The sequence below is a fragment of the Actinopolyspora biskrensis genome (assembly GCF_013408175.1).
Lineage (GTDB): Bacteria > Actinomycetota > Actinomycetes > Mycobacteriales > Pseudonocardiaceae > Actinopolyspora > Actinopolyspora biskrensis.
The window spans coordinates 19,889-36,169 of sequence record NZ_JACBYW010000001.1 but is presented as its reverse complement, the minus strand read 5'-3'; the positions used below and the strand labels follow the sequence as shown (position 1 = coordinate 36,169).

At 69.9% G+C, this 16,281-nt stretch carries 13 protein-coding genes; 7 read left to right on the top strand and 6 right to left on the bottom strand.

All coding sequences use genetic code 11. From position 1 onward, the window contains the following. Positions 1-342: 342 nt before the first annotated feature. Entirely contained in the window at positions 343-2,271 is a 1,929-nt protein-coding gene (asnB, locus tag FHR84_RS00140) for an asparagine synthase (glutamine-hydrolyzing) (RefSeq protein WP_179533376.1), read from the top strand. Positions 2,272-2,458: 187 nt separating this feature from the next. Here asnB and FHR84_RS00135 read toward each other — a convergent pair whose 3' ends face one another. Continuing rightward, on the bottom strand, positions 2,459-4,609 hold the full coding sequence (locus tag FHR84_RS00135) for a glucan 1,4-alpha-glucosidase (protein ID WP_179533375.1): 2,151 nt from the start codon (positions 4,607-4,609) through the stop codon (positions 2,459-2,461). Positions 4,610-4,898: 289 nt separating this feature from the next. On the opposite strand from FHR84_RS00135, the gene FHR84_RS00130 reads away from it, so the two are divergent. Further along, positions 4,899-6,383, top strand: coding sequence for an alpha-amylase (locus tag FHR84_RS00130; protein WP_179533374.1), 1,485 nt, complete (start codon positions 4,899-4,901; stop codon positions 6,381-6,383). Between the two features lie 579 nt (positions 6,384-6,962). Here the strand turns inward: FHR84_RS00130 and FHR84_RS00125 are convergent. After that, a complete protein-coding gene (locus tag FHR84_RS00125) occupies positions 6,963-7,328 on the bottom strand; it encodes a HesB/IscA family protein (RefSeq protein ID WP_179533373.1) in 366 nt (121 codons plus the stop codon). Positions 7,329-7,601: 273 nt separating this feature from the next. Between FHR84_RS00125 and FHR84_RS00120 the strand changes: the two genes are divergently transcribed. The 5 genes from FHR84_RS00120 to cobS all read left to right on the top strand — a co-directional run bounded on the left by FHR84_RS00120 (position 7,602) and on the right by cobS (position 11,965). Further along, complete coding sequence (locus FHR84_RS00120; RefSeq protein ID WP_179533372.1) at positions 7,602-8,237, top strand: DUF3043 domain-containing protein; 636 nt, start codon at positions 7,602-7,604, stop codon at positions 8,235-8,237. A 142-nt stretch (positions 8,238-8,379) separates the two neighbouring features. Continuing rightward, positions 8,380-9,366, top strand: coding sequence for an aldo/keto reductase family protein (locus tag FHR84_RS00115; RefSeq protein WP_179533371.1), 987 nt, complete (start codon positions 8,380-8,382; stop codon positions 9,364-9,366). After that, a complete protein-coding gene (cobU, locus tag FHR84_RS00110) occupies positions 9,363-9,920 on the top strand; it encodes a bifunctional adenosylcobinamide kinase/adenosylcobinamide-phosphate guanylyltransferase (protein ID WP_179533370.1) in 558 nt (185 codons plus the stop codon). The genes FHR84_RS00115 and cobU overlap by 4 nt, the downstream gene beginning before the upstream one ends. Positions 9,921-10,098: 178 nt before the next feature. Beyond that, positions 10,099-11,208 carry a nicotinate-nucleotide--dimethylbenzimidazole phosphoribosyltransferase gene (gene cobT / locus FHR84_RS00105; RefSeq protein WP_179534337.1) on the top strand — a complete coding sequence of 370 codons (1,110 nt, stop codon included), beginning with the start codon at positions 10,099-10,101 and terminating at the stop codon, positions 11,206-11,208. Between the two features lie 4 nt (positions 11,209-11,212). Beyond that, positions 11,213-11,965, top strand: coding sequence for an adenosylcobinamide-GDP ribazoletransferase (gene cobS / locus FHR84_RS00100; protein ID WP_179533369.1), 753 nt, complete (start codon positions 11,213-11,215; stop codon positions 11,963-11,965). A 65-nt stretch (positions 11,966-12,030) separates the two neighbouring features. Here cobS and FHR84_RS00095 read toward each other — a convergent pair whose 3' ends face one another. The 4 genes from FHR84_RS00095 to FHR84_RS00080 form a co-directional block, all read right to left on the bottom strand. Then, positions 12,031-12,345 carry a MoaD/ThiS family protein gene (locus FHR84_RS00095; RefSeq protein ID WP_179533368.1) on the bottom strand — a complete coding sequence of 105 codons (315 nt, stop codon included), beginning with the start codon at positions 12,343-12,345 and terminating at the stop codon, positions 12,031-12,033. Positions 12,346-12,356: 11 nt separating this feature from the next. Further along, the gene (locus FHR84_RS00090) at positions 12,357-13,442 is read right to left on the bottom strand and encodes a beta propeller repeat protein (RefSeq protein ID WP_179534336.1); all 1,086 of its coding nucleotides are present in this window, start codon (positions 13,440-13,442) and stop codon (positions 12,357-12,359) included. 208 nt (positions 13,443-13,650) lie between these two features. Further along, a complete protein-coding gene (locus FHR84_RS00085; RefSeq protein ID WP_179533367.1) occupies positions 13,651-14,754 on the bottom strand; it encodes a branched-chain amino acid aminotransferase in 1,104 nt (367 codons plus the stop codon). A gap of 211 nt (positions 14,755-14,965) precedes the next feature. Further along, on the bottom strand, positions 14,966-16,210 hold the full coding sequence (locus FHR84_RS00080) for an APC family permease (protein WP_343075111.1): 1,245 nt from the start codon (positions 16,208-16,210) through the stop codon (positions 14,966-14,968). Positions 16,211-16,281 lie beyond the last annotated feature (71 nt).

Below are 16,281 nucleotides of genomic sequence, written 5' to 3'. Positions count from 1 at the left end.
CCCGGCGGAACTTCGCGCAGCCGGTCGGGCACCGCCCGCGTTCCCGAGGCACCCCGGGAACGCCGGAGGGCACCTCGGGTAGCGGCGATCGGTTTGCCCGGCGGTTCGGACGGGGACCCCCGACCGGGGGCTCGCCGCGGGATCCGCCCGCATCGGGCGGGCGCCCACGCGGGCGCTCGGGCAGGGGCGCACCCGAGAGCACCGGCACCGGAAGAGTGAACAAGCAGCGACCCCGCCCCGTGCGTGCAGCCCTGCCGAGAGGGCACGGCATACTGGGGTCCCGATCACCGTATCGGGGTCAGCGAATCGAAATCCCCGCGACACGAGAGGTGCGCGAGACGCGTGTGCGGCCTGCTTGGACTGGTTTGTCCCACCGAAGAGAACGCCGGCAACGCAACGAACGCGGTGGCCAACGCGCTGCCGTGTCAGCGGCATCGAGGACCGGACGAGAGCGACACCTGGCACGGCGGTGAAGTCGTATTCGGCTTCAACCGCCTGTCGGTCATCGACGTCGAACACTCGCATCAACCGTTGAGCTGGGGGCCGCCCGAATCCCCCGGCCGCTACACCATCCTGTTCAACGGTGAGATCTACAACTATCTCGAGCTGCGCGCGGAGCTGACCGAGCACTACGGCGCAGCCTTCCACACGGACGGCGACAGCGAGACGATCATCGTCGCCTACCACTACCTCGGCCCCTCGATGGTCGGACGGCTGCGTGGGATGTTCGCTTTCCTGATCTGGGACAACGAACGGCACGTCGTGTTCGGCGCCAGGGATCCCTTCGGGATCAAGCCGATGTACTACTCCAGCGGGCCGAACGGGGTCGCCTTCGCCAGCGAGAAGAAGAGCCTTCTCCACCTGGCCCCGACGCTGGGGGTCTCCGAGGACGTCGACCGCCGGTCCCTGCAGCACTACCTGGTCCTGCAGTACGTGCCGGAGCCGGAGTCGCTGCACCGCTCGATCAGGCGCATCGAGTCGGGGACCTCGTTCACCGTCGCTCCCGGCGGGCAGCTGGTCACCGAGCGCTACTTCTCCCCGAACTTCTCGTCCCGGGAGATCAAGGACGACGGTGCGGCCGACCAGCTGCACAACGAGATCGCCGACGTGATGCGCGACTCCGTCGCCAAGCACATGCGCGCCGACGTGACGGTCGGGGCGTTCCTGTCCGGCGGCATCGACTCGACCGCGATCGCGGCGCTGGCCAAGGAGCACAACCCCGACCTGGTCACGTTCACGACCGGGTTCGAGCGCCAGGGTTACTCGGAGGTCGACGTCGCCGCGGAGTCGGCGGCGGCCATCGGTGTCAAGCACGTGGTGCGCACCGTCTCCCCCGAGGAGATGATGGAGACCCTGCCGCTGATCATCTGGTACCTCGACGACCCGGTGGCCGATCCGGCGCTGGTACCGCTGTGGTTCATCGCCCGGGAGGCGCGCAAGCACGTCAAGGTGGTGCTGTCCGGTGAGGGCGCCGACGAGCTGTTCGGCGGGTACTCGATCTACCGCGAACCGCTCTCGCTGGCCCCCTTCGAGCGCGTTCCCGGTTCGGTGCGCAAGGCCATGGGGCGCGTGTCCACTGCCATCCCCGAAGGAGTGCGCGGCAAGGACCTGCTCCGTCGCGGGGCGCTGCCGCTGGAGGAACGCTACTACGGCAACGCGCGGATCTTCCGCGACGAACAGCTCAAGAACCTGCTGACGAACTTCGACCCGAACGTCTCGCACACCGACGTCACCGCGGCGGCCTACCGGAGTTCCCAGGACTGGGATCCGGTGACCCGCATGCAGCACGTGGATCTGTTCACCTGGCTGCGCGGTGACATCCTCGTCAAGGCCGACAAGGTGACGATGGCGAACTCGCTGGAGCTGCGGGTTCCGTTCCTCGACCACGAGGTGTTCCGCACCGCCAGCACCATCCCGCTGGACCAGAAGATCACCAAGGACACCACCAAGTACGCGCTGCGCCGCGCGTTGGCCAAGATCGTCCCCGGCCACGTGCTCAACCGCCGCAAGCTCGGTTTCCCCGTCCCCATCCGGCACTGGCTGCGCGACGAGATGCACGACTGGGCTCGCAACATCATCCGCGAGTCGCAGACGGACGAGCTGCTGAACAAGACCGCCGTGCTCCAGCTGCTGGAGGAGCACCGCTCCGGCGTGCTGGACCACAGCCGCAGGCTGTGGGCGCTGCTGGTGTTCATGATCTGGCACGGCATCTTCGTGGAGAACCGGCTGACGCCGAGCGTTCCCGAACCGCACTACCCGGTCAAGCTGTGACGTTCGGGTGGGGACGCCGGTCGGCGTCCCCACCCGAGCTCTTCCCGGCTCGCCGTGGGGCCTCGCCGGGCCCCGGTGCGCCCGTTCGGCTGCGGCGGCTAGCCGGTCGCTCAGGCGCCGCCGCGCCTGAGCGACCGCTCTTCTCCACCCACGCCGGCCGAGTCGACGAGGTACGAGCCGCAACCGATCAGCGCGCGTAGCGCTCGGCCACCACGTCCGGGGTCTCCACGTTCTCGCCCGCGTCCATGTTGCGCGCCAGCCGGACGAACTGGCTCATCGACCAGGCCAGCGGTGTCGCGGAACCGGTTCCCTCCCCGAACGCGAATCCGTTCCCGGACTCCCGGTCCCAGACCTGTTCGGGGATGAGGTAGCCCTCGTTGGCCATGCGCGCCATGGTTTCCAGGTGCGTACCGGCCGAGCCGCCCGCGGCCAGCTCGTACTCCCCGCGCTCACCGGTCAGCAGCGGCCAGAGCCTGCCGACGCCCTCGCCCGTGTAGGGTTCGCCGCCGGCCCCCTCGCCGTAACCGTCGTGGTTGTAGCGGTACCAGCCGGGACCGTTCGGGGTCCGCACCCGCAGCTGCGCGTCCATCTCGGCCAGGGAGCCGCGCACCGAGGGCGCGTCGGCCGGTTTGACGCCGAGCCGGACCAGTTCGAGGAATCCCGCGTCGACGATCGCGCGCTCGTCGTGGCACCCGCCCCCGTTGTTCAGGCACAGTTCGTGCCCGTTGTTCGGGTTCCCGTCGTCGTCGACGCGCTGGTAGTACTCGCCGTCGCCGTGCGGGCCCGACGTGGTGAACGTCCAGTCCTCGACCTTGCGCTGCCACTCGTCCGCCGTGTCCAGGTAGCGCTGCGCCGCCTGCTCGTCACCGTGTTGGCGCGCCATGTCCGCGGCGGTGACCAGTCCGGCGATCTCGGCCGCGATCGTCGACGGCGAGTAGCCGCCCTCCTCCTCCCAGCGCTCCTGGGGAGTGGAGGGCCCGTTGTCGACTATGAAGTCGGCCGACTTCTTGAGCTTGGCCCATTCCGCGTCACCGGTACGGCCGAGCTCGTGGGCCAGCACGATCGGGTAGGCGACCTCGTCCAGCTGCAGGCTCTGCCAGTGCGGCTCCCCGTCGAGCCAGGTGTTCTGGGGGAACGAACCGTCCTCGTTCCACTGCACGTCCAGCAGGTAGTCGAGCGCGCGGTTGGCCGCGTCCCGGTCGCCGAGCGCCAGAGCGGCGGTGGCGGTGTGGTACAGGTCTCGCGACCACACCAGGTGATAACCGGGGGTGCAGCAGTCGTCGGCGTTCTTGGCCTCGCCCCACGGGATCGAGGTGGAGGCGACGAAAGCTCCCCGCCGGGTCTTGTCCTCCTGGGACTTCAACGTCATGGCGGCGACGTTGTACTGGGTGGTCAGCCCGCGCGAAGTGACCGACTCCGGTGGCTCGCGCAGGGAGGACAGGTAGTCGTGCCAGCCCGAGTCGTACTCGTCCCGCTTGGCCGCGTAACCGCTGTTCAGCGAGCTCTCTGCCGCCGAACGCGCGGCCGCCCGGTCCGCTCCGAACCCGAGGGCCAGCGTGAACTCGGTGTCGTCGTCCACGGGGATGCGCGCGGTCTGCACGAGGTTGCCCGGGTCCGCCGCCCGGTTGTACTCCGCGTCGAGCCGGTCGTCCTCGGCGAGGTCCTGGTAACCATCGCTGGATGTGCCGCTGTATCCGCTGGTGGCGGCTGAGAAGCCCGACGAGGCGGCCAGCGCGCTGGCGACCTCCCCGTCGCTGGCCACGAGCGTGCCCTCCGAGGTGGCTCCGGTGTCGCCCGTGCCGCTGCCGTTCAGCGAAGGGTTGTACAGGGCGTAGAGCTGCAGCGGACCACCGCGGAGCACCTCGAAGCGGGTACGCACCATCAGAACCGAACGCTGCGGATCGGTGACGTAGGTCTTGGTTATGCGGTAGCGACCGTCCTCGTCGGTGTTGATCTGCCGGTAGCGCAGCGAACGCGAGTCGGGCAGCTCGACCCGTTGCTCGGTGGCGTCGCGCTCGAGTTCGGTGAAGCCCTCCCCGTCGCTGACGACGTACTGCATGTCCTGGACGTTGGGCACGTCCAGCTGCGGGTAGTAGACCTCGTTGAGCACTCCCTGCCCGAGCGTGTGCCACACCTTCGAGTCCGTCGTGGCCGAGGTGCCGACCCCGTTCTTCGCACCGGTCGTCCACGCCGCGGAGATCCCCGGGGCGCCGGGTGCCTCCTCGGCCGCCACGGCCGGGGTCGCTCCGGCCGCGGCCGTGACCCCGGCCAGCGCCGCGGCGACCAACCCGGCCGCACGGCCACCGCGACCGGTGCGCCTTTTCCGTTCAGAATCCATCGTCGATTCCTTCCCTCCTGTCGGGACCCGCGAAGGCCTCACCGGAGTTCGCCACGGCGAGGCTTTCACGCGATCAGCCCGTGACGGATTATCTACATTCCTCCACCCGGGTCGCGCAATCGATACAGAAGAATTCCCAGGAAAAGGACTTCTTTCATTCGTTCAGAATCGAACGTCGCCCCCCGAATCCCACGCGAGTCGAACAGGAAATGACCCCGAGAAGTGTTGACTTTATCCTTTCAAGAAGCTCTGATGTGTGCCGCACAACACTGCGAGAGGAGACGGTGCGATGCGACCGGTTGCTCTGGCGACGATCACCGCGCTCGCGGGTGCTGTCGTGGTTCCCCCGATCACGACACCTCCCGCCGACGAAGCGGCTGCCGCACCGGCCACCGAGGCCGAGGGGCCGATCGTGCAGATGTTCGGATGGCCGTGGGAATCGCTGGCCGAGGAGTGCCGGAGCTCACTGGGCCCGGACGGTTACACGGCGGTCCAGGTGTCGCCGCCCACCGAGCACGTCCAACTCGCCGACCAGGGGTATCCCTGGTACGAGGACTACCAGCCCGTGAGCTACGACCTGCGGAGCAGACGGGGTGACGCGGAGAGCTTCGAGAACATGGTCTCCGCGTGCAACGGGGCCGGTGTGAAGGTCTACGTCGACGCGGTGCTCAACCACATGTCCGGCTCGGGATCCCGGGGGTCCGGCCCGGGCAGCGGGGGCACGGAGTACTCGAAGTACGACTACCCCGGCACCTACGCCGACCCCGACTTCCACGACTGCCGCGAGGACATCGCGGACTACACGGACCAGTGGGAGGTCCGCAACTGCGAGCTGGTCGGGCTGGCCGACCTGAGAACGGAGTCGGACGAGGTGCGGCGGACCCAGCTCGCCTACCTGAACAGGCTGATCGACATGGGCGTGTCCGGGTTCCGCCTGGACGGGGCCAAGCACATTCCCCCGGAGGACATCGCGGCGATCGTGGACGGTCTCCACGAGACGTCCGCCGGAACCGAGCCGTACGTCTACCAGGAGGTGATCGCGGACCCCACCACCAAGGGCACGGAGTACACCGGCAACGGGGACGTGACCGCGTTCACCTACACCGACCGCGTCTCCAACGCCTTCGCCGAGGGCTTCCTCGCCGATCTGAGCGGCCTCCCGGAGGAGACCGAACTCGCAGGTGAGCAGGCTGTCGTGTTCGTGGCCAACCACGACACCGAACGCGACTCGCCGCCGCTGAGCCACCAGGACGGGGCGGCCTACGATCTCGCCAACGCCTTCACCCTGGCCTTCCCCCACGGCACGCCGAGAATCCTGTCCGGCTTCGACTTCGGCGACGACACCGACGCGGGCCCGCCCTCCGGCGGCAACGGTTTCACACGGCCAGCGAGCTGCGCGGACGGCAGTGCTTGGGTGTGCGCCCACCGGCACGCGCCCGTCGCGGGCATGGTCGGGTTCAACCGGGCCGTGCAGGGCACCGAGCTGACCGACTGGTGGGACAACGGCAGCAACGTGATCGCCTTCGGACGCGGCGACGCGGGGTTCGCCGTGTTCAACTCCGGCGGCGCCCGAGGACAGGACCCCGGGGAGACGACCCGGCAGTTCCGGTCCTCCCTTCCCGCCGGCACCTACTGCAACGTGCTGACGGGCCGCTTCGAGAGCGGTGAGTGCGGCGGCGAGACCGTCGAGGTGAACTCGGACGGCACGTTCACCGCGACCGTCGGACCGAACTCCGGGGTGGCACTGCACCAGGAGGCCGAGATCGGGGGGTGACCACTCGGCGGTTCCCCGCGGTGGGGCGGTCCCACCGCGGGAGACCGCGCGGGAGGTCGCGTTCTTCGACTGCGGGGTGGGCGCACGACCGCCGCACATCACCGGCGGGAACCCCGAAAAGGCTCTAGGGCACCGAAAAAACGCGCCGAAAAAGGAGATCAACCGGTGAGGGCGCCCCCCACGAACGGGGCGGAACTCCGGCGGCGGGATTCTTACCTCCTCGAGGAATTCCCGCGCGTTCTCCCCCGATCGTCCGAACAAGGACGAGGCCGATTCCCGGAATGGGGTTCACCGAGTCGCCGCGGGCATTCTCCCCGAAGCGCCGCTCGGGGATTCGGCACGGACGTGCCCGACCCGCTCTCCCGGCGGCGCGGGCCGCTCGGGGCCACGTTCACGTTCGGAAGCGAGGGCAGCGGGCCACCCGGACCACGGGCGGGGTCACTTCCGCGGCGGGCGGATCGCGGCGCAACGCCCGCGACCGGCCGCTCCGAGCCCGGGGCCGCGCCGAAGAACAGCCCCGGAACAAAAGCGCGGGGCGGCCCTCGAGGGCCACCCCGCACGAGACGTTCTCCGGATCGTTCAGTGGAACGAGTCGCCGCAGGCGCACGAGCCGCCCGCGTTCGGGTTGTCGATCGTGAAGCCCTGCTTCTCGATGTTGTCCACGAAGTCGATCACGGCGCCCTGCACGTAGGGGGCGCTCATGCGATCGACCACCACGTCCAGACCGTTGAAGTCACGCACCGCGTCCCCGTCGAGCGTGCGCTCGTCGAAGAACAGCTGGTAACGCAGACCGGCGCATCCGCCCGGCTGCACAGCGATACGCAGGTGCATGTCGTCGCGCCCCTCCTGGTCGAGGAGGGTCTTGGCCTTGCTGGCCGCCGAGTCGGTCAACGTGACGCCATGAGCAGGCGCCTCGGTCTGCACGGTTGTCTCCTGGGCGGTCATGGCTCTCCCTTGCGGTTTGCGGCTGCTGGCAGGTTCCCGCGACCTCAACCGTCACGGTAAGTGCGAGTATTCCCGCGGGCCAACCCGCGCACGGCCGATTGTGACACCCTCGGGCACTACCTCACATGGTACGCGCGGAAAACCGGGGTCGATCGGCACCGTGCACACGACCGCAGCGGGGGGCAGTCCCGGACCACGCCGGAAACGAGCCGCAGCGGAAACTCGCCCTGACTCCTTATTCAGCGCGCGTGCGGTGTCGCTTACGCTGGTGGTGTGAAGTTCCTCCGTCGCAACAGTGCCGAACAGACCGCCACCGTCGACAACGACGGGGACGAACAGGCGACGCGCAGGGAAGCGGGCGATCCCACCCGGCCGAAGGGCAGGCCGACCCCGAAACGACGCGAGGCCGAGGGCGGGAAACGCGGACCTGTCCCGCCCCCGCCGCGGACCCAGCGCGAAGCGTTCAAGCGAATGCGCCGCAACAAGCCCGAGAGGCGCAAAGCGGCGGCGGAACGGCGCGAAAGGATGATGGCCGGGGACGACCGCTATCTGATGCAGCGCGACCGCGGACCGGTGCGGGCCCACGTACGCGACCTCGTGGACTCCCGCAGACACCTGATGGGGCTGTTCATGCCGCTGGTGCTGATCGTCTTCGCCGTGACGCTGCTCCGGAACCCGCTGCTGGAGCAGGCGGCCACGGTGTTCTGCCTGGCACTGCTGGTGACGATGGTCTTCGAGGGCATCATGCTCGGCAGGGTGGTCAACAAACAGGTGCGGGCGAAGTTCCCCGAGTCCGGGGAGAAACCGCTCAGCCTGGGGTGGTACGCGTTCATCCGGGCGATGCAGCTGCGCAAACTGCGGGTTCCCCGCCCCAGGGTCACCACCAAGGACGCCGCGAAGATCGGTTGATCGACCACCACGGTCCCCGGGCGCACGCGGGCCCCGTCCTCCGGGCGGAGCGGCTCGTCCGCCCGGGGACTCGTGATCGAGCCCACCGGGGATTCGGTCACGCGGGTTGGTCCCGCGTTCTTGTTCGATCTAGGCTGCTCGCATGGAGTTTCGTCGACTCGGCCGAAGCGGTCTCAACATCAGCGAGATCGCCTACGGCAACTGGCTGACACACGGTTCACAGGTCGAGGATGAGCAGGCGCAGGCGTGCGTGCTGACCGCCCTCGACGAGGGCATCACGACGTTCGACACCGCCGATGTGTACGCAGCCACCAGAGCGGAGTCCGTGCTCGGCCGGGCGCTGTCCGGGGTACGCCGGGAGAGCGTCGAGCTGTTCACCAAGGTCTTCTTCCCCACCGGCCACGGTCCCAACGACCGGGGCCTCGGACGCAAGCACATCATGGAGTCCTGCGAGGCCTCGCTGCGCAGGCTGCAGACCGACTACGTGGACCTCTACCAGGCTCACAGGTTCGACCGGACCGTTCCGCTGGAAGAGACCATGACCGCCTTCGCCGACCTCGTCCGGCAGGGCAAGGCGCTCTACATCGGGGTTTCGGAGTGGAACGCCGAGCAGATCATCCGCGCCGCGGAGCTGGCCCGTGAGCTGCGGGTCCCGCTGGTGTCCAACCAACCGCAGTACTCGATGCTGTGGCGTGTGATCGAACCGCAGGTCATCCCGGCCTCCGAACGAGCGGGCATGGGGCAGATCGTGTGGTCCCCCGTCGCGCAGGGCGTGTTGAGCGGCAAGTACGCGCCGGGGCAGGCCGCTCCCACCGGGTCCAGGGCCACCGATTCCGCGGGCGGAGCCGACACGATCTCCCGGTGGATGCGCGACGACGTGCTCGAGCCGGTGCAACAGCTCAAACCGATCGCGAACGAGCTGGGACTGTCCATGGCGCAGCTGGCTGTGGCCTGGGTGCTGCAGAACTCCAACGTCTCGGCCGCCATCATCGGGGCCTCCCGGCCCGAGCAGGTCACCGACAACGCGCGGGCCGCGGGAGTGACGCTCGAGCAGGACGTGCTCGACAGGATCGACGAGGTGATCGGGCACGTCGCGGAAACGGACCCCCGGCAAACGAGGACGCCGTGACCGAGGGGCCGCGGCGCGCGCTCGTCCTCGGCGGCGCCCGCTCGGGCAAGTCGGCCCACGCCGAGGGGTTGCTCTCCGGCACCGCCGCCGCCACCTACGTGGCCACGGCCAGGCGGGATCCGGAGGACGCCGAGTGGAACGAGCGCATCGCGGAGCACGTCGCACGCCGCCCCGAGTCGTGGCGCACGGTGGAGGTCCCCGCTCCGGGTGACCTCGCCGCCTTCCTCGGCTCCGTGGACGAGTCCGAACCGCCGGTGCTGGTCGACGACCTCGCCACCTGGCTGACGGGGGTGCTGGACGACGCGGGGGCCTGGGAACGCGACCGCGCGGCGCTGCGGGACGCCGAGGAGCACCGTGCCGAGCTGCTGCGTGCCTGCGGAGCCTGCTCGGCCCGCCTGGTCGTCGTTTCCGCCGAGGTCGGCCTGGGCGTGGTCCCGGCGACCCGCTCGGCGAGGCTGTTCCGCGACGAGCTCGGCGCGCTCAACGCCGGCTTGGCCGAACTCTGCGACGAGGTCTCGCTGTTGGTCGCTGGAATGCCCCTTCGGCTACGCTGAGTGACTCACCTACGGTGAGTCGACGGATCCAGCGTCGCGAGCACGCACTTTCCCCCGATGCAGTGAGCATCGTCGTCCCGCACCCCGGTGGTGTGTCGCTCCGGCCGAACGATTACGGAGGTAAGGCTTGTCCACGGTGCCCGATTCGCAGTCGGCGGATTCCCCGACCGGAGAACAGGTGGACGCCCCGGACCAGCCGCCTGTCGAGTTCGGCGCGGTGCCGTCACCCGACGACCAGGCACACCGCCGGGCCGTCGCGCGGCACGACGAGCTCACCAAGCCGGCCGGTTCACTCGGCAGGATGGAGGAGCTCGGCGTGTGGGTCGCCGCCAGGCAGGGCAGCTGCCCCCCGCGCCGGTTCACCCGTCCCCGGGCGGTCGTCTTCGCCGGGGACCACGGCATCGCCCGCAGCGGAGTCTCCGCCTACCCGAGCGAGGTCACCACGCAGATGGTGTCCAACATCCGCTCCGGAGGAGCCGCGATCAACGCGTTGGCCGCCAACGCGGGAGCCGGGGTCCGGGTCGTCGACATCGCCGTGGACGGTGCCACGGAGGAGACGGTCTCGGCGCACAAGATCCGCCGGTCATCCGGCTCGCTGGACGTGGAGGACGCCCTCACCGAGCAGGAGGTCCGTTCCGCCGTGCTCGCGGGGCGAACGCTGGCCGACGAGGAGATCGACGCGGGAGCGGACCTGCTGATCGCGGGCGAGATGGGCATAGGGAACACCACCCCCGCGGCCGTGCTCATCGCCGCGCTCACCGCGAGTGAACCGGTGGCCGTTGTGGGACGCGGCACCGGTATCGACGACACGGCGTGGATCCGCAAGACCGCGGCCGTCCGGGACGGCCTGCGCCGGGCCCGCAAGGTCGCCGACGACCCGCTGGCCCTGCTGCGCACCTCGGGAGGAGCGGATCTGGCCGCGATGGCCGGTTTCCTCGCCCAGGCCTCCGCCCGGAGCACCCCGGTGATCCTCGACGGGATGGTGGTCGGATCCGCGGCGATGGTGGCGGAGGAGCTCGCTCCGGGAGCCGTGCGGTGGTGGCTGGCCGGGCACCGCTCCGTCGAGCCCGCCGCCGCGATCGTGCTCGACCACCTCGATCTGCGCCCCGTTCTCGACATGGACATGCGGCTCGGTGAGGGATCCGGCGCGATGGCCGCCCTTCCCGTGGTCAACGCGGCCGTGCGCGTCCTCGCCGAGATGTCCACGTTCGAACAGGCCGGGATACGGGGGCCGACGGAGGACGAAGCGACCGGGCGGACCGAGGCCACCTCCGACGCGGAGGGCTGAACGCGTGCGAGGTCTTCGCCTGGCGCTGGCCTGGCTCACGGTACTCCCCGTTCGGGTCGACGGCGTCGACGAACGAACCGGTGGGCGGGCCGTCTCGCTCGCCCCGCTGGTCGGGGCCGCCCTGGGCGGGTTCGCGGCCGCGTCGCTGTGGGCGCTGCTCGCCCTGGGCTCCCCCGCACTGCTCGCCGGTCTCGTCACGACCGCGGCCCTGGCGCTGGTCACCCGCGGTATGCACATCGACGGGCTGGCCGACACGGTCGACGGGCTCGGCTGCTACGGATCCGCCGAACGGGCCCTCTCGGTGATGCGCGACGGCAGCACCGGCCCCTTCGCCGTCATGGCCGTGGTCCTCGTGGTCGGTATCCAGGCCACGGGGCTGGCCCACGCGGCGACGAGCGGGCAGTGGGGAGTCGTCGTGCTCGCCTGCGCGGTCGGGAGAGCCGCTTTCCAGCTGTGCTGCGGGAAAAACGTTCCCGCGGCCCGCCCGGACGGCATGGGTGCGCTGGTCGCCGGATCGCAGTCCCGCGGCACCACGGCCGTCTGGTGGGGAGTGCTGCTGCTGGCGGGGGGCGCCGCCACCTGGAGAACGTGGTGGGTGGGCGCCGCGGCCGTGCTGCTCACGGGGTGCGCGCTCTGGCTGCTCCGCGAGCACGCGCACCGCAGGTTCGGCGGGATCACGGGGGACGTGCTCGGTGCCTCCAGCGAACTCGGCACCACCCTGGTCCTCGCCCTGTGCACCCTGGGCCCGTCCCAGTAGGGAACTCCGCCGGCTCGGTCCGCGGGGCGGTGCGGGCGGCGGAAGCTCCACGCCGCGCACCGAGCTCAACCACCGGCCACGGAGGGGACCACGCGCACCTCCCCGCCGTCGCGCAGCACGGTGTCGATTCCCCGCAACGCACGGCACTCCTCCCCGTCGACGTAGAAGTTGACGTGGCGCCGCAACGTCCCGGCCTCGTCCCGCAGCTTGCGTTCGAGCGCCGGACGCGTCCGGGCGAGCTCGTTCAACAGGCTTCCCAGCGTCCCCCCGTCGGTGAGCGTGACTCGCAGACTGCCGACTCCCCCGGCGTTCGCGTGCAGCATCCGCGGCAGACGCAGCGTGACTCGCGCCCGGTTCCCCTCGTGCGGATCGACCGACATCCCGTCTCCTCTCAGAGGACCGCGGCGCGGAGGGAGAGCACATCGGGCAGGTGCGCGGCCACCCGGGACCAGCTCTCACCCCGGTCGAAGCTCGCGTACACCTCACCCGAGCGGGAACCGAAGTACACGCCGGCGGGGTCGGCGTCGTCGAGGCACAGGGCGTCGCGCATAACCGCGGACCAGAACCCCTCCGCGGGCAGGCCCCGAGCGGACCCGTTCCAGGTACGCCCGGCGTCCTCACTGCGGTAGACCCGACAGCGTCCGTCCGGGGGGAACCGGTTCTCGGCGGCGACGAGCGGGAAGGAGTAGACGACGTCCGGGTCCGCGGGGTCGACGGCTATCGGGAAACCGAAATCGCAGGGCAGTCCGTCGGCGATGGACTCCCAGGTGTCCGTCCCGTCATCGCTGCGGTACACACCGTGGTGGTTCTGCAGGTAGAACCGGTCGGGGGCCACCGCGTTGCGCGCCACCTTGTGCACGCACTGACCGAACTCCGGGTACTCGTCGTCCGGCATGAACTGGGCGCTGATTCCCGTGTTCGCCGGTCGCCAGCTCGCACCGCCGTCCTCGGTCCGGTACACCCCGCCGGTGGACATCCCCACGACCACGCGCCCGTTGTCCCGCGGGTCCGGCAGCACCGTGTGCACGGCCTGCCCTCCCCCGCCGGGGAACCAGTGCTCGCGATGCGGATGGTGCCACAGTCCCCGCACCAGTTCGTAGTTCTCGCCCCAGTCCTCGGAGCGGAACAGCGCGGACGGTTCCGTTCCCGCGTAGACGACACCGGGTTCGGACTCGCTCGCGGGCGCGATCTGCCAGACCCTCCTCAGCGCGGCTCCGGTGTCGCCGGGGAAGGCAACCGGAGCGCGCTCCGGTTCCCGCCAGGTGCTTCCCAGGTCGTCACTGGTGAGCAGGCTCGGGCCGAAATGAGGGCTCTCGGCGCCGATCAGCACGCGCGGGGACGAGCGCTTGTCGACGGCCACGGCGGAGACCTCCGTCGTGGGCAGCTGCGGGCCGGTCACTTCCCACTCGCCGCTACCGGTGTTCCCGCGTGCCAGCCACAAGCCCTTCCTGGTTCCGATAACGAGCAGTATCGACACCGACACGACGACCTCCGAGGCAGAGTGCGCTGTTCCTCGAGGAGGAAACTACTCCGTACCTCCGACAGTCGCCGTCCAAAAGAAGAGGCCCGGCCCGAGCCGAGCCCGGCAATCGGGCGCTCCCGGCGCCGGAGCCCCCGGAACAACCGGCGCCACCGCGACCTCTCCCCGCGTGCGCTCTCGCGAGCACGCCACCTCACCGGGCCGGTCAGGCCAGCTGACTCATCCACCCCTCCGGGTCGGCGAGCTTGCCGTACTGAATCCCGGTCAGCTGCTCACGAAGCTTCATCGTCAGCTCGCCCGGCTTCCCGTCGGCGATGGTGAACTCGCCGTCGCGGTGCTTGACCCTGCCCACCGGGGTGATCACGGCGGCGGTGCCGCAGGCGAACACCTCGGTCAGCTCACCGGAAGCGGCCTTGGCCTCCCATTCGTCGGTGGTCACACGCCGCTGTTCGACTTCGACCCCCAGCTTCTCGCCGAGGCTGAGCAACGAGGAGCGGGTGACCCCGGGCAGCAGGCTCCCGGTCAGTTCGGGAGTGACCAGCCGCGCCCGGTCACCGGAGCCGAACACGAAGAACAGGTTCATCCCGCCCATCTCCTCGACGGAACGGCGCTCCACGGCGTCCAACCAGACGACCTGGTCGCATCCCATCTCCGCGGCCTGGGCCTGCGCGACGAACGAGGCGGCGTAGTTGCCCGCGAACTTGGCGGCGCCCGTTCCCCCCGGGCTCGCGCGGACGTACTCGTGGCTGAGCCAGACCGTCACGGGTTTGATGCCGCCCGTGAAGTAGGAACCGGCCGGGGAGGCGATCAGGGCGTAGAGGTAGCTGCCCGCGGGCCTGTTCACCCCGAGCGTCTGCTCCGTGGAGATCATGAACGGCCGCAGGTACAGCGAGCTCTCTCCCTCTTCCGGAACCCACTGCTTGTCCACGCTCACCAGTTCGCGGAGCGAGTCGAGGAAGGTCTCCTCGGGAAGTTCGGGCATGGCCAGCCTGCGGGCCGAGTCCCTGAACCTGGTCGCGTTGGCCTCCGGCCGGAAGGAGGCGACCGAACCGTCGGGTTGGCGGTAGGCCTTCAGTCCCTCGAAGATCGCCTGCCCGTAGTGCAGCACCGTTGTCGCCGGGTCCAGATCGATCGAGTGATACGGCTCCAGGCGCGCGTCGTGCCACCCCTTCTCGGAGCTCCACCCGATCGTGACCATGTGATCGGTGAAGTACTTCCCGAATCCGGGATTCTCCAGTACCTGAGCACGGTGCTCGGCACTTGCCGGTTGCGGGTTTTCGGTCCGGGAGAACGAGAGGGGTTGGTTCATGCGCGTACCGTATCGCGCCCTCGAGAGCAGTGGAAACCGGACCGGGAAAAGTTGGCCTTCCGAGTTTCATCCGTTTTCAATGTCGGGTGCACGACCATTGCGGCCCCGTTCGGTGTCCGGTTGAACACGCGAGGTGCGGAAGACCGGGAAATTTCCCGGCGACTCCCCCGGGAGACGGACGACGGCACGCGAAAGGAGTCTTCCGGGACGGTCAACCACGCGTCGCCGCCCCCGTCCGGTCGACCAGGGCACCGCACACCGGCGGAACCAGCACCGCCCCCAGTGTGAACAACATCGCAGGCACGGGCATGCTCATCGCCAGAATCACGGACAACCCCATCCCCAGGCAGGCCGTCCGCGTCGACCAGGTCCACTCGTCGACCAGCAGCACCCTGGCCGCGGCGTTGACGAAGGCGTAGTGCACCAGCAGACAGCACGCGGCCACACCCGTCGCCACCGCGGGCGCGACGAACAGGGCGAGGACGACGGCCGCCGCGGCCAGGACCAGGTCGAACAGGTACGGAGTCCCGTTACCGCCGCGGCGTCCCAGCGGAGCGGGCAGTTCCCCGTCGGCTATCACGGCCAGCCCGGTCGAACGGCCGGATTCGAGCGCTCCCAGCAGCACCGGTGTCATGGCCAACGCCGCCCCCAGGCCCACCCCCGAGGTCAGCGTGGCGGCGTCCGCCGCGCGCAGCGCGTCGAGCAGTGGAGCGGGGGACAGCCCCAACCGCGCCGCACCCAGCTGGCGGACCACCGCGAACGAAACGGTCAGCAGCACGACCGCCGTCGCCGAGACCCCGAGGAGCGCTCCGCGCCGCACCGCCGCGCGGGGGTGCCGGTCCCGCTCCTCGTCCGGAGCCGTAAGACGCTCGAACCCCAGGAAGGCGAAGAAGAAGAACCCCGCCGAGGAGGTGATGGCCAGCGGCCCGTGCTCGACACCGGTGCTCACCGGAACGGGAGCGATCGACAGGCACGCCGTGACCACCACGGTCAGCACCGCCACGGTCAGTCCCAACCAGAGCCATCCGGAGAGCCCGCGGATACGCAGCCCCGCCGTGGAGACCAGCACGACGAGCAGCAGAACGACCGCCGTGGTCACCGGGTTCGGCGCGGGAAGGTACTCGGCCACGGCACCGGCGATCGCCGCCATGGCGGCGACATGTCCGAAAAGGCCGGTGCCCGCTGCCACACGTCCCGGAAGAACCCCCAGCTTGTCCCGCACACAGCTGTAGGCGGCGCCCGCACCCCGGTAGGAAGCCGACTGGTGCGAAGTGGAGACCACGGCGCACCATGCCGTGAGCGCGGCCAACGGCACCGCGATCAAGGTCCAACGCCCGGCCGTGCCCGCGGCCGGGGAGAGACCCACGAACACTCCCGCCCCCAGCATCCCCCCGAGGCCGAGCGGAATCGTCCGCAGCCCCGTCCTCCACGGAGAGGCTCCAGCTAGTCCGGCCACGCAAACCATCCTCGTAGTAGCGCCGGTCCCCCGGTGGCACTTCGCACTCTGACGTGAGGGGGACAGTCTAC

Coding starts and splice junctions, on each gene's coding strand:
- FHR84_RS00125 (WP_179533373.1), bottom strand. CDS start 7,328: ATGACCGCCCAGGAGACAACCGTGCAGACCGAGGCGCCTGCTCATGGC.
- FHR84_RS00135 (WP_179533375.1), bottom strand. CDS start 4,609: ATGGATTCTGAACGGAAAAGGCGCACCGGTCGCGGTGGCCGTGCGGCC.
- FHR84_RS00130 (WP_179533374.1), top strand. CDS start 4,899: ATGCGACCGGTTGCTCTGGCGACGATCACCGCGCTCGCGGGTGCTGTC.
- FHR84_RS00095 (WP_179533368.1), bottom strand. CDS start 12,345: ATGTCGGTCGATCCGCACGAGGGGAACCGGGCGCGAGTCACGCTGCGT.
- FHR84_RS00115 (WP_179533371.1), top strand. CDS start 8,380: ATGGAGTTTCGTCGACTCGGCCGAAGCGGTCTCAACATCAGCGAGATC.
- FHR84_RS00085 (WP_179533367.1), bottom strand. CDS start 14,754: ATGAACCAACCCCTCTCGTTCTCCCGGACCGAAAACCCGCAACCGGCA.